We start from the raw sequence: 16953 nt of genomic DNA on the forward strand, positions 1-16953 counted from the left end.
TTGGCGCGGGTGCGCCGCTCAGGAGGCGTTGACGCAGCGGCCGTAGCGCTCGGCTGCGGCGAGGAACTGGCCGAACGCGTCCGCCACGCCCTGCTGCAACTGGCGCTCGTCGCAGGCGGTCGCCTGCGCCTCGAAGCACCGCAGAAAGCGCGGCCAGAGTCCGTCGGCCAGTCCATGGCTCAGATAGTGCGCCGGCGTCGCCGGTTGCGCCGCCTGCAGTCGCTGCAGCAGCAGCCGGGCTCCCAGGCGCGAGCCCTCCAGCACGTACAGGGCGCCCCAGCACCAGCCGGCGCCGGCGATGGGCGGCATACCGCGCGATGCCTCGGCGGCGATGCCCAGTGCGTGCAGGTCCGCCAGTACCGCCTCGCTGCGCCGTCGTTGTGGCCAGTCGTCGATCAGGGCTTCGACGCCGTTGTTTTCGAGGGTCCGCTCCAGGGAGAGAATCGCCCGGCCGTGGGCGCGCAGAAAGTCGCCATAACCCTGGCGGGTTTCCAGTGAGAAGGCGGAAAACGCCTCGTCGGCCTGCTTGTGCAGGTCGGCGCCGAAGTGCTTCAGGCGCTGCCGCAGGCTATCCATGCCGGCCCGCGTCGCGCAGCGCCTGGATGATCTTGCGGGCCACCTGCTCTTCCTGGAACGGCTTCTGGATCACCAGGCTATCGGCCAGGCCCAGCTCCTCCAGCTCGGAATAACCGCTGATGAACACGATGGGCAGCTCCGGGCGTCGTGTCCTGACGGCGCGGGCCAGCTCGCCACCGTTCATGCCGGGCATGATGAAGTCGGCGAGCAGCAGGTCGACCTCGACCTCTTCGAGGCGCTGCAGGGCGCTGGCGCCGGAGTCCGCCTCGGAAACTCGAAAGCCCAGGCGCTGCAGCATCTGCGAGGTCACTTCGCGCACGGCGGAATCGTCGTCGACCAGCAGGATGTGATGGTCGCCCGCGACGATGGTTGGCTCGTCTTCCTCGTCCTGCAGCGCGTCTTCATCGGCCTCGGGTTCGGTCCTTGGCAGGAATACCTGAACCGTGGTGCCCGCGCCGGGGGCGCTGACGATCCGCGCGCCGCCGCCGGACTGCTTGGCGAAGCCGAACACCTGGGCCAGCCCCAGGCCGGAGCCCTTGCCCACCTCCTTGGTGGTGAAGAACGGCTCGAAGGCCTTCTGCAGCACTTCCTCGCTCATGCCGGTGCCGGTGTCGGAAACCGACAGCACCACGTACTCGCCGGCCCCCGGTTCGCCGGCGCGCCAGGAGGCTCTCTCGATTCTCACATTGGCCGTGCCGAGTACCAGCTTGCCGCCCTCGGGCATGGCGTCGCGGGCATTGATCGCCAGGTTGAGGATGATCATCTCGATCTGCGTCGGATCGACCAGCGCATGCCAGAGCCCCTGCTTCGGCTGCGTCACCACTTCGATGCTGCCGCCCAGCGTGCTCTTGAGCAGGCTGAGCAGGCCGTCGATGGTGTCGTTCAGATCGAGCGGCGAGGGCGCCAGCTGCTGGCGCCGGGCGAAGGCCAGGAGCTGGCTGGTCAGGGTTGCGCCGCGTTCGCCGGAGGTACGGATGTAGTTCAGGCGGTGCAGGCAGTTCTCCAGCGGCGCGCCGCGTTCGAGGTCGCGCTGGAGGAAATTGGCGCTGGTCAGGATCACCGTCAGCAGGTTGTTGAAGTCATGGGCCACGCCGGCAGTCAGCTGGCCGACCGCCTCCAGGCGCTGCATCTGGTGCAGCGTGGCCTCGACCTTCTCGCGCTCGTGGATCTGCTGACGGAGCGCGCTGTTGGCGTCGGCCAGCTTGTCGATGCTGGCGATCTCACTGGTGATGTCGCGCCCGGCCACATAGGCCCGCCCGGCATCCGGCACCGCGTTCCAGGAGATCCAGCGGTAGCTGCCGTCGCGATGGCGCACCCGGTTGACGAAGCGCTGGGCGACCCGGCCGCGCCGCAGCGTGCTCATCGCCACGCGGCTGGCGCGCAGGTCGTCGGGGTGGGTGAGATCCGCCATGGGGCGGTCGAGCAGCTCGTCCTGGGACCAGCCGAGGATGTCCTGCCAGGCCGGATTGAGCGCCCGGGTGGTGGAGTCGAAGTCGATGATGGCGAGCAGATCGCGGGACAGCTCCCAGGTCCGGTCCCGTTCGCGGGTGCGCTCTTCCACCCGTTCGCCGAGGGTCTCGTTCATGCGCTTGAGCGCCTCGGTTGCCAGGCGCTGCTCGGTGATGTCCATCACCACGCCGACGAAGCGGGTGCAACGCTCACCGACAAAGAATGCCTGGCCGCGCATGTCCAGCCAGCGCAGTCGGCCGTCGGACAACTGGATGCGGTAGGTGGCGGCGAAGTCGGGGCGCTGGTGATCGCTGGTGACGGCCCGAATGCGTTCGCGCATGTAGGGCAGGTCGTCCGGGTGGCAGAGGCGCTCGAACACCGCCATGTTCAGCGGCTCGTCCTCGTCCAGTTCGCACATCGCGCGGTAGCGCTGGTCGCAACGCAGCTGGTCGCTGGCCGGCTCGTAGTCCCACATGCCCAGGCGGGCGGCGTCGACCGCCAGGCGCGCGCGCACGCCCATTTCCTGCAGGGCCTGTTCCGCCCGTTCCCGGCGGTGGCGCTCGTCGACTTCGGCGAGTGCACGGGTTACGGCCTTGGGCAGCAGCCCCAGGTTCTGCTTGAGCACGTAGTCGATCGCGCCGGAGCGCATCATGTTGACCGCGTTTTCCTCGCCGTAGACCCCCGAGAGGAATATGAACGGCGTCTGCGGCGCGAGCCGGCGGGCCTCCTGCAAGGCTTGGCTGCCGGAGAAACCGGGCAGGATGAAATCGGCCAGGATCAGGTCGAACTCGCGCCGCTGCAGGGCCTCGACCACGCCGGCGTGGCTGTAGACCAGCTCGATGTCGAGGACGAAGCCGCTGCGCTCCAGCGCCAACTGGGCCAGCTCCGCATCGTGGGAGCTGTCCTCGATGAACAGGACACTGATGTTCTGTGACGCGGGCATTGGCCTTCCTGCGGCGAGGGTTGCGGGATTCAGTCGTTCTGCTCGTCGACGCGGCGCGTGCGCTTCAGGCGCAGCGAGCCGGGCGGCGGCTCGTTGAGTACCGCCCAGAAGATGCCGAGGTCGGAGATCGCGGCGACGAAGTCCTTGAAATCCACCGGCTTCACCACGTAGGCGTTGACGCCCATCTCGTAGGCGCGCACCAGGTCCGGCTCTTCCCGCGAGGAGGTCAGCATGACCACGGGGATGCTGCGCAGCGAGGGCGTCTCGCGCACCGTCTTGAGCACCTCCAGGCCGTCGACCTTGGGCAGCTTCAGGTCGAGCAGCAGCACGGCGGGATTGCCGTCGTCGCGGCTCTGGTGTTCGCCGCGGCGCAGCAGGTAATCCAGCGCCTCGGCGCCATCACGCTTGACCACCACGTCGTTGGCCAGCTGGCTGCGCTCCAGCGCCACCAGCGTCAGCTCCAGATCGTGGGGGTTGTCTTCAACGAGAAGTATGGGTTTGAGCATCTAGTCTTTCCGATCGTTCGCCGTTTCGGTGTAGGTCAGGTGGGGAAGCGCGAAGAAGAAGGTCGCGCCCTGGTCGACGCGGCCATCGGCCCAGACCCGGCCGCCATGGCGCTCGACGATCCGGCGCACGCTGGCCAGGCCGATGCCCGTGCCTTCGAACTCCTCCATCCGGTGCAGGCGCTGGAACACGCCGAACAGCTTGTTGGCGTACTGCATGTCGAAGCCCACGCCATTGTCGCGGATGTAGACCACCGTTTCGTCAGGTCGTTGATGGGCGCCTATTTCGATAAGTGCGCGCTCGCGCGTGCCGGTGTACTTGAGCGCGTTGCCGATGAGGTTGCGCAGCACCATGTGGATGAAGGACGCGTCGGCGACCACCACCGGCATCGGCAGGATCTCCCACTCGACCTCGCGGCTCTCGTAGTCCGGGCGCATCTCGTCGCGAACGGAGGCCACCAGCGCGCCGAGGTCGACGTCGGACAGGTGCAGCGCCGAGCGGCCCATCTGCGAGAAGCTCAGCAGGTTGTCGACCAGGGTGCCGGCGAAGCGCGCGGCGTCGCCGATGTTGCCCAGGAAGCGCTGGCCGCGTTCGCTCAGCTGGCCGCCCTCCATCTCGCTGAGCAGTTCGGTGTAGCCGGCGATGTGCCGCAGTGGCGCACGCAGGTCGTGGGAAACGCTGTAGGAGAAGGACTCCAGCTCCTTGTTGCTCTCGCGCAGCTCACCCGCCAGCTGGGCCATCTCCTCGGCCTTGCGCAGGACGATACCGAGCACGGCGTTGCGCAGCTCGAGGGCGCCCTCGCGCTCGGCCTCTTCCCAGGGGGCGCAGAAGCCACGTACCACCTCGCGCCAGGTCTCGAAGCTGTGGCGCGGGGTCAGCGCGCCGCTGATTTCGTCCCGCTGCTTCTGCGGCTGTCCGGCCCACTTGATGGTTCTCACCCGCTCCTGGCGGAACCAGATCAGGTAGTGCGGGTGCAGGTTCGAGATCGACACCGCCAGCACGCCGGCGCTGTGCTCGGCCAGCGCCGGCAGCTGCGGTACGTCGCGGCTCAGGTTGTCGCTGCTGAACAGCGGCCCCGATTCGCGCGCGGCGATCCACTTGGCCAGCTCGATGATCTGCTCGCGGGCCGGCACCTCGCCGACGCTGACGCAGCTGTCGGCACTGACCACCGCGGCGCCCTCGGCGGCGGCGAAGGCCAGGACCACGTCCGGCAGGCTCTTGAAGCCCTCGGTCACGCTGTCACGGTCGGCCATGCCGGCCAGCAGGCGGACGATCAGGTGGCGGCGCTCGAGCTTGCGCTGGGCTAGCAGGTCGCTCTCGCTGGCGTCGATCTGCAGCGCCAGGATGCGAGCCAGCAGTTCGCAGGCGGTGCGGCTCTGGTGGCTGACCTGGCGGGCTTCGGCGTCGTGGCAGGAGATCAGGCCCCAGAGCTGATCGCGGACTACGATGGAGACCGACATCGAGGCCAGCGTGCCCATGTTGCGCATGAACTGCAGGTGCACCGGCGACACGCTGCGCAAGGAGGCGAAACTGAGGTCCAACGGGGCGCCGCTGACGGGGTTGAGCTGCGGGATCAGCGGCGAGGGTTGATAGTTGGCGTCGGGGATCACCCGGATCAGATTCTCGCGATACAGGCGCCGGGCCTGGGCCGGAATGTCCGAGGCGGGGAAACAGTGGCCGAGGTAGCTGGCGTAGCCGGGTTCGGCATGTTCGGCGAGCACCTCGCCATTGCCTTCCTGGTCGAAGCGGTAGGCCTTGATCCGCCCGAAACCGGTGATGCGACGCAGCTCGTTGACCGCCAGCTGGCAGATCGATTCGAGGCTCTCGGCGGCGTGCAGCTCGGCAACGAAGGTGCGCATGAGCGGGTACAGCGTGCCGTAGGCCTCGCGGGCGCTGCCGGTGCGTTCGAACTCGAGGATGAGCTGTCCGTCGTTGCGGTGCGCCATCAGGGCGAACGACTGGCCGGCGGCGGCCCCCAGACGCAAGCCGACGTCGCCGACATGGAAGGGGTTGCGGTCATCGCCGGACACCGCCGCCAGGCGTTGCGGCAGATCGCTGTCGCCGATCAGCTCGGCCAGTTGCCGGCCCAGCAGGCCCTGCGCCTCTTCGCCAATCCATTCGGCGACGTTCTGGCTGGCTTGCAGCACGCGCAGGTCGGGCTCGCCGACGACGAGGAGAAAGCCATGCGGCTGGATGCTGCCGGGAACGTGGATCGGCTCGTCGGCGCAGCGCGCGACCGCGTCGGCCAGCGTGTCGGGGGTGCGGTCTGTCATCCTCTGTCCTTCGGGCTGCGGCCTGGGTGCAGTTCAACCATGGCCGGCAGGTCGTTGCGAAACTGCTGCGGGCCGCGGCGAAGCCGGACGGCCCATGTCTGTTTCAGAACCTCTTCTCCGCTTGCAAACGGCGCAGACCCGGAGTCTTCCGCGAAGCGAAACGGCGGCCGAAAAGCCGACACGAAATTGAGCGCGGGAGGGCTGCCAATTTACCTGCAAACGGCCGCTGCGCCAAGGACGCGAGGCAGGCCACGGCCGTCTGTTCGGGCCTCTGTGGAGGGCATTGGCCGGCATGCACCGGGTGGTCGGCGCGGCGCTGGTGACCGTGTCGCAGGGTGGAAGAGCGAACCTGGTCCGCTCGCTGCGCGGATGCGAAGGCGTTCTCGCACCGGACAAATAGTCCGAACTGCCGCTGCGTCCGCCGAGTCGATATTTTCGTGAGGCCTGGAATGGCCTGGCTAGACGGGCGATGCCTGTTGGCGCGCCGCGACCACGACTGCGAGGAACTCGTCATGACCCTGGGAACCATACTGCTGATCGTCCTGATCCTGCTGCTGATCGGAGCCATTCCGGCGTGGCCGCACAGCCGCTCCTGGGGCTACGGCCCGTCCGGCGGCCTCGGCCTGGTGGTAGTAATTCTGTTGGTTTTGTTATTGCTAGGTTACGTCTAGCAGTGAGCGCCGCCCCCGTGCGGGGCGGCCTCCACCGGCTGCCTGCCCATCCAAACGCGTAAAAGGCGGTCAGATAGCCGAGCCGAGTAGCTCGCGGACCCTGGCGATGATCTGGTCCACTTCGAAGGGTTTGTCGAATACATCCTCAAAGAGGTCCGGGGTAGCTCGCCCGATGCTGCCATGAGCCCCACTCATGAGCAGGATCGGCAGGTCGGCGGTCGCCGGGCGGCTGCGAATGGCACGCGCGAATTCCACGCCGTCCATCAGCGGCATCATGAAGTCGGTGATCACCAGTGCGGGCCGCTCGCGGTCGAGTACTTCCAGCCCGCGCCGGCCATTGCTCGCCTTGACCACCATGTAGCCTTCATCCTCCAGCGCGTAGCCGAGAATATCCGCGATCAGATATTCGTCATCGACTATCAGGATGGTTGCCATGCTTAGCTCATCGGTCCGTCGTAGTGGTCGCGGTACCGGTTAGCACCGCGCTGGCATGTCTGAAACCCTTCTCGAGCCGAAGGCCCTGATCGCCGATCACGATTTCCAGAAGGGAGGGGTTGTAGGCGCTGTCTCTCATCTTGAGAATCGACAACGAGCGTTTTAATTCAGAATTCATTTCCACGAAGCGCATCAGCATGAGGTTGTCGACCAAGCTGGACATCTCATGTGAGGGCGCGATGATCTCGGCACCGAACAGGTCGCGCATCTCCCAGGTCGCCATCACGGTTACGCCGCGGGCGCGCAATTCATTCAGTAACGCGCCGAAGAAATCAATCAGGCGAGCCGGATTGGTTGTCACCCGCGCCATGCCGCCGAGGCTGTCAATTAGTACGCGCTTGATACCGAGGCGCTCGACCGTAGCGAGTAGGTTGAGGCCGAGAGCGTCGAGCAGGCCCGCGGTGGTGGGCTGCCAGAGAATATGCAGCGCGCCGCTTTCCTCCAACGCGGGGAAGTCGAGCCCCAGTGCGTGGGCCTTCAGGCGTAGGCGTTGGGGCGTCTCGTAGAAGCCGAAATGCAGGCTTGGCTCCGCCGAGCTGCACTGGGACAGGAAGTGCAGACCCATGCTGGTCTTGCCGACGCCGGACGGGCCCATCAGCAGGGTGACCGAAGACTCCGGCAGGCCGCCCTCGATCTTTTCGTCTAGACCTTCGACGCCGCAGGGCACGCGGCGCATGTCAGGGCTGTCAGGCCGCGAAGGCTGCGCATAGAGGCTCTCGAGGCGCGGATAGACGACCAGGCCGCGGTCGGTGATCTCGCATTCGTGGAGGCCGGAGAGCGCGGCGCTGCCACGGGTCTTGCGCAGCTGGATGCGACGCACCGAGCGGTTGCCGTGCAATTCCTCGCCGATCTCGATGACGCCGTCGACCATGGTGTGTTCGGGGCTGCCGTCATCCAGGCGGGCGCTGGTGATCAGCAGCACGGTGCAGCCGGCGAAGGCGGCGTGGCCCTGCAGCTCGGAGATGAATTTCTTGGTGTCCAGTTGGGAGTCGGCGCGCGAGCGGGCGTTGAGCACGCCGTCGATGATCAGCAGGGTGGCCTGTTGGCGGTTGATCTCCCGGCGCAGCAGGCGCACCACCTCGTCGAGGCCCTCGTTCTGCAGGGTATCGAAGGCGCTGACGAACTGGATCTCGGCACCGACCCGCTGCGGCTCGAAGAAGCTGAGGGTGGAGAGGAACTGGAACAGCCGGTCGTGGGACTCGGCCAGCAGCGTGGCCACCAGCACTCGGCCGCCTTCGCTGACGTGGTTGAAGGCGATCTGGTTGGCCAGGATGGTCTTGCCCGAGCCTGGCCGGCCCTGAACTATGTACGAGGCGCCGGAGACCAGGCCTCCCTTCAACAGGACGTCGAGGCCGCCAATGCCGCTACGAAGGCGTTTTAACTGTTCCAAGATCCTTCCATCTCTCTGAGGGGCGACGCACCGACGCGCCGCTGATGCGGGCACTTTACTCCCACGGCTGCTCGCCGGCCATGGGCTAGAAGGCGGCCGGCAGATAGAGGGTCATGCGGGTGCCGTGCCCGGGCTGGCTCTCGACCCGTACCGAACCGCCTGCGTTGCGCACGAATCCGTACACCTGGCTGAGGCCCAAGCCGGTACCACTGCCGAATTTCTTGGTGGTGAAGAAGGGCTCGAAGATGCGCGCCTGGATCTCCGGTTCGATGCCGGGACCGTTGTCGGTCACGGAGATCAGCACGAAGTCGCCGTGCAGGTTTTCCCATTCGCCGCTCATCCTGCGGTTCTCGGCGCGCAGCAGAATGTGGCCGCCGTCCGGCATGGCATCGCGGGCGTTGAAGATCAGGTTGAGCAGGGCCATTTCCAGTTGGTTGGCATCGACCCGCACGGGGTGCACGGTGGCCACATCCAGATCGAGCTCTATGTGCTTTGGCAGCGCTTGGCGGAACAGCCCGGTGGACGCCTCCAGGGTCGACACCAGGTCGAGCGTGTGGGCCTCGGGTTCGCGGCGGCGCGCGAAGGTCAGCAGGTTGCGCGTCAGTTCGCGTCCGCGCCTACCTGCCTCGTGAATGCTCTCGAGCAGCAGGCGGATGCGCTCCGGGTCCTGGCTGCGCAGGGCCAGGTCGCTCGAGCCGATGATCACCGTGAGCAGGTTGTTGAAGTCGTGCGCCATGCCACCGGTGAGCTGGCCGAGCGCCTCCATCTTCTGCGCCTGGAATAGCTGCGCCCGCACCTCATCCAGATGCAGCTGTGCCTCGTGGCGCTCGGTCAGGTCGCGGGTGATCTTGGCCAGGCCGATCAGGTTGCCGGCGTCGTCGTGGATCGCATCGAGCACCGCCAGCGCCCAGAAGCGCGAACCGTCCTTGCGCACGCGCCAGCCCTCGTCCTGGGCGCGGCCCTCGCGCAGCGCGGTGGCGATCAGCTGCTGCGCCTTGCCTTCGCGGCGGTCGTCCTGGGGAAAGAACATTTCCAGGTGCTGGCCGAGGACCTCCTCGGCGCGATAACCCTTGATGCGCTCGGCGCCGGTGTTCCAGGTCAGGATCCGGCCCTGGGTGTCGAGCATATAGATGGCGTAGTCGACGACGGCCCGGACCAGCAGCTCGTAGTTGCTTTCGGTCAGGCCACTGGAGAGATAGGGCGGTTCGTCGGACATGCTTTTCTCGATTCGGTATCCGGGCTTGCTGCCGCAGCCACGGGCGGCGCGAGGAGCATCGCCGGCCACGGATTCCGGGGCGGCCCCGGGGTGCGACGCCCTGTCAGCAGCGTCATCCTACATGGCTGACTAGAATGCGCGACAACAAAAAGGATGTCGCCCCCCTGAAACCGCTCAGCCGAAATACCCACGATTGGCTCTACGCCTTTGCCCTGGTGGGCATTCTGTTGCGCGTGGGTATGCCGCTGTGGGCGCTGCCGCTGATGAGCGAGAGCGGCTTCATGCTCCTGTGTACCTCGCAGGGCATGCAGTGGCAGCTCGGTGACGAGGAGGGTGGCGTCTCGGGCCAGCAGTTGCCCTGCGTGCAGTGCGGCGCCCATGTCGCCAGCCTGCAGTCGTTCGCTTTCATGCCGCCAGCGCCTCCGGTGGCGCCGGCGCAGCGGCCGCGCTTCGCCGAGGCGCTGAGCCTGGCCCCACCGTTCCTGGTCGCGCCGCCCGGGCGAGCACCGCCGACGTTTTCCTGAAAGCCGCCAACACGCGCCCTCCTCGCGAGGGCTCCCGTTGCCTTTTTTCGGAAAACACCATGACTCTCTCCGTATTCGTGCCGGTGCGCGCCGGCCTGCCGTTCGTTCTTTCCGCACTGACCCTGGCCATGTCCGCCCCGGCCCTCGCCGCAACGTCGGCCGATGCCGAGCTGGCGCCCACCGTGGTCACCGCCGTGCAGCAGAGTTCGCCGCTGACCATCCACGCCGACCCCAAGGACGCCCGCCAGCCGGTGCCGGCCAGCGACGCCACCGACTACCTCAAGACCATTCCCGGCTTTTCCGCCATCCGCAGCGGCGGCAGCAACGGTGATCCCGTGCTGCGGGGCATGTTCGGCTCGCGCATCAACCTGCGCACCAACGGCGGCCTGATGCTCGGCGCCTGTCCCTACCGCATGGATGCGCCCAGCTCCTACATCTCACCGGAGACCTTCGACAAACTCACCGTGATCAAGGGCCCGCAGACCGTGCTCTGGGGCCCGGGTGCCTCGGCCGGCACCGTGCTGTTCGAGCGCGAGCCCGAGCGCTTCGGCGAACTCGATTCGCGCCTGCATGCCAGCCTGCTGGGCGGCTCCAACGGCCGCTTCGACAAGGTGCTGGACGGCGCCGTCGGCAACGAAGCGGGCTATCTGCGCTTCGTCGGTAACCAGGCCCAGTCCGACGATTACGAGGACGGCGACGGCAACACCGTGCCGTCGCGCTGGAACAAGTGGAACGGCGACCTGGCCATCGGCTGGACGCCCGATGCCGACACCCTGATCGAGTTCACCGCCGGCAAGGGCGACGGCGAGGCACGTTATGCCGGGCGCGGCATGGACGGTGCGCAGTTCGAGCGCGAGAGCCTCGGCCTGCGCTTCGAGAAGAGCAACCTCGGCGGCACCCTCGACAAGCTGGAGGCGCAGCTCTACTACAACTACGCCGACCACGTCATGGACAACTTCAGCCTGCGCCAGCCGGACCCGACCAGCATGATGGCCATGCCGATGGCTTCACAGGTCGACCGTCGCACCGTCGGCGGGCGCTTTGCCGCCACCTTCGTCTGGCGCGACGTCGAGCTGGTCGCCGGCATCGACGCCCTGCGCAGCGAGCACCGCGAGCGCAATTCCCGCTACGACATGATGAGCGACCGCTACATCGATACCGACGCCTTTCCCTGGAGCAAGGACGCGGTGATGCACAGCTACGGCGCCTTCGGCGAGCTGACCTGGCGTGTGGCCGAGCGCGATCGGCTGATCGCCGGCGCGCGCCTGGACCGGGCCTCGGCCAAGGACTACCGGCAGAGCACTGGCGGCATGATGAGCATGCCCAACCCGACCGCCGACGAGACCCGTGCCGACACCCTGCCCAGCGGCTTCGCCCGTTACGAGCACGACCTGGCCGGCTCGCCGACCACCCTCTATGTCGGCCTGGGCCACGTACAGCGCTTCCCCGACTACTGGGAGCTGTTCTCGCCGAGCGCCGGCCCGGCCGGCGAGGTCAACGCCTTCGACGGCATCGCGCCGGAAAAGACCACCCAGCTCGATTTCGGCGTGCAGTACAACGGCGACAACCTGCAGGCTTGGGCCTCCGGCTATGTCGGCCAGGTGCGCGACTACATCCTGTTCGACTACCGTGGCGGCATGATGGGCGGCTCGCGGGCCGACAACATCGACGCGCGCATCCTGGGCGGCGAACTGGGCGTGGCCTACGACCTCGACGCGCACTGGAAGGCCGATGCGACCCTGGCCTACGCCTGGGGCAAGAACAGCTCGGACGGCGAGGCCCTGCCGCAGATGCCGCCGCTGGAGGCGCGCCTCGGGCTGAGCTACGAGCGCGACGCCTGGAGCGCCGGTGCGCTGTGGCGCGTGGTGAGCGCGCAGCACCGGGTGGACGAGGGCAGGGGCAACGTGGTCGGCCAGGACTTCGACGAGAGCGCCGGCTTCGGCGTGTTCTCGCTCAACGGCGCCTACCGGGTGGACGAGCATCTCAAGCTCAGCGTCGGCGTCGACAACCTGTTCGACAAGGACTACGCCGAGCACCTCAACCTTGCCGGCGACGCCGGTTTCGGCTATCCGGCCGATCCGGTCGCCATCGACGAGCCGGGCCGCACCCTGTGGACCAAGGTCGACATCGACTTCTGAGTCGTCCATCCCACGAGAGCCCGCCGTAAGGCGGGCTTTTGTCTTTCTGAGCCGTGCATTCTGCAAACCCCCTGGGGGCGTTCGTGCATTCTGCACGGCGCCAGAATGCCATCGTGAAAAGTTAAGTAATTGAAATTTAACGATTTGCTTGGCTTTGAAAAGTTGGCACATACGCTGCACTGGTGAAGGTCCCGAGACCAACAATAGGGAGTAGACCGATGCAACTCGCGATCAAGGAATTCTTCGAAGCCTTCCCCGCTCATTCCGTTTCGATCAAGCCCCGCCCGGATGGGATGCTGTTGCTGACCCTGTCCAAGCCGAATGAAGTGCCGCTGAGCAAGGCCATCGACAGCGCCGCCATCTTCAATCAGGACCGCGTGCGCGAGCTGATTTTTGACGTCAACCTGAGCCTCAAGCTGGCCAACGGCCAGGCCATCGAAAAAGACGACGGCGACCGCTGGGGCCTGCGCGACCTGCCGACCTTCACCGGCGGCCCGATCCACATCACCGCCTCGCGCCTGCTGGTACACAAGCGCAAGCTGGAGTTGATGAAGAAGCAGCGCCACAACCACGAGCTGCTGGCGACCGCTGTTTGATTGGCGGCGCGGCGATCTGGTGACCGGAGGCACAGGAAAGGCCTCCGGTAGATCACCGCTTCAATCAATCCCCTGAAACTCAATGCCCATCGCGGCGAATGTCGCCGTGGCTGTGCTGTCCGCCTGTCCGAGCGCGTTCCGCCCGATCCCGCTTCACATCGATCCCCGTGGTCTGTCCGCCACCCTTGCCGCCTGCGCCCGAGACCTTCTGCGGGTCATCCGCAAAGCTGTGCTTGCCGCCTTTGCGCGTTGTCATATCGTTGCCTCCTCAATGTCGTTCGCCGCGCTGGTCGCTGCTCTCAGCCCGGCTACGGTTGCGATTGCCTAATACGTTGCCGCCACCCTGGCTAGTGTTTTTAATGCCGCTCTTGGGCAACACCTCCGGACCGTGATGGACCGTATGCTTGCCGCCTTTGGACGTGGTCATGTCGCGCCTCGCTGGTTTTCCTGGCTCTCACAATTACGAGTCAAAGGCTCGGGGGATGTTCAACCTTCCGGGCCGGGCCCGCTCGTGTGGAAGGCCGCTGAACTCCTTCGGTTTTGGCCATTTCCCGGTTCTTGGCTGGCCGTTTGAGACCTCATCCGCCCGGTGCCGCTGTTTTAGTGTGGCCATGACGAATGTGCGGCTTCGGAGGTGGCGATGCGGGTAGGGCGGGGTGGGGGAAGCGGGGCAGTGCTGGTGCTGTGCATGTTGCTGGCGGGCTGTGGCGCGGAAGAGGCGTCTAAGGCTTCGCCAAGCGCTGCGCAGGGCGTACCAACGGATACGGCGCTGGCCCAGCTGTACGGCGCCAGCTGCAAGCAATGCCATGCCAACCCGGCCGCCGGTGCGCCGCTGACCGGCGATATCCTGGCCTGGGCGCCGCGCCTGGAGAAGGGCATGGACACCCTGCTGGACCACAGCATCAATGGCTTCCAGGGCATGCCTCCATTGGGCCTGTGTATGCAGTGTTCGGAGGCCGACATCCGCGCGCTGATCGAGTTCATGGCCGCCGCGCCGCAGCCTGCGGGGGGCCACTGACATGGTCTCCCGTCGTCAGCTGTTGCAACGCGCCAGCCTGCTGGGCGCCTGCCTGGCCTTGCCGGGGCGCTCGCTGTGGGCCGCAGAAACGCCGCGTCCCATTCCCTGGCGCAACTGGTCGGGCGTGCAGAGCTGCCTGCCGCTGGAGCGCCTGGCACCGAAGAGTCTGGACGAGCTGGTGCAGGTCATCCGCAAGGCCTCGGGCAAGATCCGCCCGGTCGGCTCGGGGCATTCCTTCAGCGCGCTGGTGCCCACCGACGATACCCTGCTGTCGCTGAGCCACTTCGCCGGGCTGCTGGCGCATGACGCGCAGACGCTGCAGGCGGAGTTCGGCAGCGGCACGCCAATGTCGCAGATGGGCGCGCCGCTGAAGGAGGTCGGCCAGGCGCTGATCAACATGGCCGACACCGACTACCAGACCCTGGCCGGGGCGATCGCCACCTCGACCCACGGCACCGGCATCGGCTTCGGTTCCTACTCCTCGAATGTCTGCGGCCTGCAACTGGTCAGCGCCGCCGGCGAGGTGCTCGACTGCAGCCGCGAGAGCAATCCCGAGCTGTTCAATGCGGCGCGCGTCTCCCTCGGCGCGCTGGGCGTGGTGACCAAGGTGCGCATGCAAAACCGCGCCGCCTTCCGCCTGCGCGAACGCCAGTGGCTGGGCAAGACCGAGGAGCTGCTGGAGGACATCGACAACCTCAAGCGCGACAACCAGCACTGGGAAATGCTGGTGGTGACCCACTCCGACTACGCGCTGTCGGTGGCGCTGAACGAGACCGAGGACCCGAGCACGCCGCCGGTGCCGCCGGACGAGGAGGGCGGTAACGGCTTCATCGACATCATCGAGGGGCTGGACAAGCACCTGAGCGATTCGCCCGGCCTGCGCCGCAGCCTGCTCAACAGCATGCGCCACCTGGCCAGCTTTGACGACCGGGTGGACGCGTCCTACGAGATATTCGCCAACGTGCGCAACGTGCGCTTCAACGAGATGGAATATTCGGTGCCGGCCGAGCACGGCCCGGCCTGCCTGCGCGAGATCCTCAAGCGCATCGACGACGGCAACCTGCGCACCTGGATGCCGGTCGAGTACCGCTACGTGAAGGCCGACGACATTCCCCTGAGCATGTTCGAGGGGCGCGACAGCTGCGCGCTGTCGATCCACCAGCACCACTCGATGGACCATCGCGAGTTCTTCGCCGCCATCGAGCCGATCTTCTGGAAATACGAGGGGCGGCCGCACTGGGGCAAGCTGCACAGCCTGGGCGCGCGCCAGCTGGCGGCGCTGTATCCGCGCTGGAGGGAGTTCACCGAGCTGCGCCAGGAACTCGACCCGCAGGGGCGCTTCGTCAATGCGCATCTGGCCGGGTTGTTCGGCTTGGCTATTGGTTAAGAGCCTATTTACGATCTTTTTCGGGCTATTCAAGGGGGCTTCTGGCCGCGGTATTTAGGCCGGAGCAGTCAGTAGCCCGGACCCGCAGGGGCGCCTCGTCAATGCGCATCTGGCTGGGCTATTCGGTCTAGGTATGGGTTAGGGAGCAAGGATGAAGCGACGCACTCTTGTGCTGGCCGGCCTGGGCGCCGGCGGATTGCTGGCCGCTGCCTGGCTGCGCCCGGGTGACCGCGGTCAGCCGCACGATGCCTATTTCCAGGCGCTGAACCAGGAGCTCAAGGCCAACGGGCCGATGCGCCCGAGCCTGCTGATCGACCTCGACCGCCTCGATCACAACATCGAGGTGTTGCGTCAGTTCCTCGCGCGCAGCGGCAAGCAGCTGCGCCTGGTGGAGAAGTCGCTGCCGGCACCCGGTCTGCTGCGCTATATCGGCGAGCGCATCGGCACCCGCAAGCTGATGTCCTTCCACCAACCCTTCCTCAATCACGATGCACGGCTGTTCCCCGAGGCCGACATCCTGCTCGGCAAGCCGCTGCCGGTGCGCTCGGCGCAGCTGTTCTACCAGCAGCACAGCGGGCCCTTCGATCCGGCGAAGCAGCTGCAGTGGCTGATCGATACCCCCGAGCGCCTGCAGCAGTACCTGGCGCTGGCCCGGGGGCTGGGCACGCGGCTACGGATCAATATCGAGCTGGACGTGGGCTTGCACCGTGGCGGCGTCAGCGATACGCAGACGCTGGGGCAGTTGCTGCAGCTGATTGCGGATAACCCGCAGCAGCTGGAGTTCGCCGGCTTCATGGGTTACGACCCCTTCGTCGGCATGAATCTGCCGTCCGTGCTGGGCGGCCAGGACGAACTGCTGGCCAAGGTGATGGCGCTGTACCAGGGTTATGTCGACTTCGCCCGTCAGCGCTTCCCGGCGCTGTGGCGCGAGGGCCTGACCCTGAACACCGCTGGTAGCCCCAGCTATCGCGCCCACGAGCAGGAGCGGCTGAGTAGCGAGGTAGCCATCGGCACCGGCCTGCTCAAGCCCAGCCACTACGACCTGCCGTCGCTGGCCGAGCACCAGCCGGCGGTGTACATCGCCACGCCGGTGCTCAAGCGCACGGGCGCGCTGCGCATTCCGGCGCTGGACGAGAAGTCGCGGTTGTTCGCCTGGTGGAACGTCAACCAGCGCGAGACTTTCTTCATCTACGGCGGCAACTGGCAGGCCGACCTGGCTTCGCCGGTCGGGCTGCAGCTCAGTGGCCTGTACGGGCGCAGCTCGAACCAGGAACTGGTCAATGGCTCGCCCGCGGTGGGCCTGGCGGTGGACGACCAGGTGTTCCTGCGCCCCACCCAGAGCGAGGCGGTGTTGCTGCAGTTCGGCGATCTACTGGCCGTGCGCGGCGGCAAGATCGTCGAGCGCTGGCCGGTGTATCAGGAGTCTTGAAGCTTTTTAGCTTGCGCCGCGCACCAGGAGCTCTCTACGCGGCTTCTGGTGCGCGCGGCGCACCCTACGTTCGGGCAGCCGGTGCGGCTTTGACCTCTGCGCGGCGGCAAGATCGTCGAGCGCTGGCCGGTGTATCAGGAGTCTTGAAGCTTTTTAGCTTGCGCCGCGCACCAGGAGCTCTCTACGCGGCTTCTGGTGCGCGCGGCGCACCCTACGTTCGGGCAGCCGGTGCGGCTTTGACCTCTGCGCGGCGGCAAGATCGTCGCGCCCTGGCCGGTGTATCGGGAATCCTGAAGCCTGGGCGCCAAGAGTCGTGGCATCGGTCGGCCGCCCGGGGCGACTCC

Annotated in this window: 16 protein-coding genes; 7 read left to right on the top strand and 9 right to left on the bottom strand. The window is 66.7% G+C overall.

What is annotated here, in order from left to right; all coding sequences use genetic code 11:
• Positions 1–18: 18 nt before the first annotated feature.
• From NF616_RS06855 to NF616_RS06870, 4 genes are read right to left on the bottom strand one after another with little or no spacing between them, the layout of a single operon-like run.
• Positions 19–576 carry a biliverdin-producing heme oxygenase gene (locus NF616_RS06855; RefSeq protein ID WP_252272503.1) on the bottom strand — a complete coding sequence of 186 codons (558 nt, stop codon included), beginning with the start codon at positions 574–576 and terminating at the stop codon, positions 19–21.
• Positions 569–2968 carry a response regulator gene (locus NF616_RS06860; RefSeq protein WP_252272504.1) on the bottom strand — a complete coding sequence of 800 codons (2400 nt, stop codon included), beginning with the start codon at positions 2966–2968 and terminating at the stop codon, positions 569–571. The genes NF616_RS06855 and NF616_RS06860 overlap by 8 nt, the downstream gene beginning before the upstream one ends.
• Positions 2969–2997: 29 nt before the next feature.
• Complete coding sequence (locus tag NF616_RS06865) at positions 2998–3474, bottom strand: response regulator (protein WP_252272505.1); 477 nt, start codon at positions 3472–3474, stop codon at positions 2998–3000.
• Positions 3475–5745 (bottom strand): ATP-binding protein, encoded by a 2271-nt coding sequence (locus NF616_RS06870; protein ID WP_252272506.1) that lies wholly within the window; start codon positions 5743–5745, stop codon positions 3475–3477.
• A 512-nt stretch (positions 5746–6257) separates the two neighbouring features.
• Between NF616_RS06870 and NF616_RS06875 the strand changes: the two genes are divergently transcribed.
• Entirely contained in the window at positions 6258–6416 is a 159-nt protein-coding gene (locus NF616_RS06875; RefSeq protein ID WP_252272507.1) for a DUF3309 family protein, read from the top strand.
• Between the two features lie 69 nt (positions 6417–6485).
• Here the strand turns inward: NF616_RS06875 and NF616_RS06880 are convergent, their stop codons facing one another.
• The 3 genes from NF616_RS06880 to NF616_RS06890 all read right to left on the bottom strand — a co-directional run bounded on the left by NF616_RS06880 (position 6486) and on the right by NF616_RS06890 (position 9517).
• On the bottom strand, positions 6486–6851 hold the full coding sequence (locus NF616_RS06880; protein WP_252272508.1) for a response regulator: 366 nt from the start codon (positions 6849–6851) through the stop codon (positions 6486–6488).
• A gap of 7 nt (positions 6852–6858) precedes the next feature.
• Entirely contained in the window at positions 6859–8304 is a 1446-nt protein-coding gene (locus NF616_RS06885; RefSeq protein ID WP_252272908.1) for an ATPase domain-containing protein, read from the bottom strand.
• Between the two features lie 82 nt (positions 8305–8386).
• Positions 8387–9517 (bottom strand): two-component system sensor histidine kinase NtrB, encoded by a 1131-nt coding sequence (locus NF616_RS06890; RefSeq protein WP_252272509.1) that lies wholly within the window; start codon positions 9515–9517, stop codon positions 8387–8389.
• A 134-nt stretch (positions 9518–9651) separates the two neighbouring features.
• On the opposite strand from NF616_RS06890, the gene NF616_RS06895 reads away from it, so the two are divergent.
• From NF616_RS06895 to NF616_RS06905, 3 genes are all read left to right on the top strand, one after another.
• Positions 9652–10041, top strand: coding sequence for a hypothetical protein (locus tag NF616_RS06895; RefSeq protein ID WP_252272510.1), 390 nt, complete (start codon positions 9652–9654; stop codon positions 10039–10041).
• Positions 10042–10100: 59 nt separating this feature from the next.
• On the top strand, positions 10101–12179 hold the full coding sequence (locus NF616_RS06900) for a TonB-dependent copper receptor (RefSeq protein ID WP_350493481.1): 2079 nt from the start codon (positions 10101–10103) through the stop codon (positions 12177–12179).
• A gap of 218 nt (positions 12180–12397) precedes the next feature.
• Complete coding sequence (locus NF616_RS06905) at positions 12398–12775, top strand: DUF3509 domain-containing protein (protein ID WP_252272511.1); 378 nt, start codon at positions 12398–12400, stop codon at positions 12773–12775.
• A 79-nt stretch (positions 12776–12854) separates the two neighbouring features.
• On the opposite strand, the gene NF616_RS06910 is transcribed toward NF616_RS06905, so the two are convergent.
• Positions 12855–13031: a general stress protein gene (locus NF616_RS06910; protein WP_252272512.1), complete on the bottom strand. Its 177-nt coding sequence runs from the start codon at positions 13029–13031 to the stop codon at positions 12855–12857.
• 12 nt (positions 13032–13043) lie between these two features.
• On the bottom strand, positions 13044–13202 hold the full coding sequence (locus NF616_RS06915) for a hypothetical protein (RefSeq protein WP_252272513.1): 159 nt from the start codon (positions 13200–13202) through the stop codon (positions 13044–13046).
• Positions 13203–13463: 261 nt separating this feature from the next.
• Here NF616_RS06915 and NF616_RS06920 point away from each other — a divergent pair, with 261 nt between their 5' ends.
• From NF616_RS06920 to NF616_RS06930, 3 genes are all read left to right on the top strand, one after another.
• Positions 13464–13793 (top strand): c-type cytochrome, encoded by a 330-nt coding sequence (locus tag NF616_RS06920; RefSeq protein ID WP_434091875.1) that lies wholly within the window; start codon positions 13464–13466, stop codon positions 13791–13793.
• A 1-nt stretch (position 13794) separates the two neighbouring features.
• Positions 13795–15180 carry a D-arabinono-1,4-lactone oxidase gene (locus NF616_RS06925; protein WP_252272515.1) on the top strand — a complete coding sequence of 462 codons (1386 nt, stop codon included), beginning with the start codon at positions 13795–13797 and terminating at the stop codon, positions 15178–15180.
• A 214-nt stretch (positions 15181–15394) separates the two neighbouring features.
• A complete protein-coding gene (locus tag NF616_RS06930; protein ID WP_252272910.1) occupies positions 15395–16609 on the top strand; it encodes a DSD1 family PLP-dependent enzyme in 1215 nt (404 codons plus the stop codon).
• Positions 16610–16953: the final 344 nt, after the last annotated feature.

The sequence above is a fragment of the Pseudomonas subflava genome (genome assembly GCF_023823685.1).
Classification (GTDB): Bacteria; Pseudomonadota; Gammaproteobacteria; order Pseudomonadales; family Pseudomonadaceae; genus Aquipseudomonas; species Aquipseudomonas subflava.

Excerpts from the sequence above, each read along its gene's own strand:
- NF616_RS06855 (WP_252272503.1), bottom strand. The coding sequence starts at position 576 with ATGGATAGCCTGCGGCAGCGCCTGAAGCACTTCGGCGCCGACCTGCAC.
- NF616_RS06860 (WP_252272504.1), bottom strand. The coding sequence starts at position 2,968 with ATGCCCGCGTCACAGAACATCAGTGTCCTGTTCATCGAGGACAGCTCC.
- NF616_RS06865 (WP_252272505.1), bottom strand. The coding sequence starts at position 3,474 with ATGCTCAAACCCATACTTCTCGTTGAAGACAACCCCCACGATCTGGAG.
- NF616_RS06870 (WP_252272506.1), bottom strand. The coding sequence starts at position 5,745 with ATGACAGACCGCACCCCCGACACGCTGGCCGACGCGGTCGCGCGCTGC.
- NF616_RS06875 (WP_252272507.1), top strand. The coding sequence starts at position 6,258 with ATGACCCTGGGAACCATACTGCTGATCGTCCTGATCCTGCTGCTGATC.
- NF616_RS06880 (WP_252272508.1), bottom strand. The coding sequence starts at position 6,851 with ATGGCAACCATCCTGATAGTCGATGACGAATATCTGATCGCGGATATT.
- NF616_RS06890 (WP_252272509.1), bottom strand. The coding sequence starts at position 9,517 with ATGTCCGACGAACCGCCCTATCTCTCCAGTGGCCTGACCGAAAGCAAC.
- NF616_RS06895 (WP_252272510.1), top strand. The coding sequence starts at position 9,652 with ATGCGCGACAACAAAAAGGATGTCGCCCCCCTGAAACCGCTCAGCCGA.
- NF616_RS06900 (WP_350493481.1), top strand. The coding sequence starts at position 10,101 with ATGACTCTCTCCGTATTCGTGCCGGTGCGCGCCGGCCTGCCGTTCGTT.
- NF616_RS06905 (WP_252272511.1), top strand. The coding sequence starts at position 12,398 with ATGCAACTCGCGATCAAGGAATTCTTCGAAGCCTTCCCCGCTCATTCC.
- NF616_RS06910 (WP_252272512.1), bottom strand. The coding sequence starts at position 13,031 with ATGACAACGCGCAAAGGCGGCAAGCACAGCTTTGCGGATGACCCGCAG.
- NF616_RS06915 (WP_252272513.1), bottom strand. The coding sequence starts at position 13,202 with ATGACCACGTCCAAAGGCGGCAAGCATACGGTCCATCACGGTCCGGAG.
- NF616_RS06920 (WP_434091875.1), top strand. The coding sequence starts at position 13,464 with ATGTTGCTGGCGGGCTGTGGCGCGGAAGAGGCGTCTAAGGCTTCGCCA.
- NF616_RS06925 (WP_252272515.1), top strand. The coding sequence starts at position 13,795 with ATGGTCTCCCGTCGTCAGCTGTTGCAACGCGCCAGCCTGCTGGGCGCC.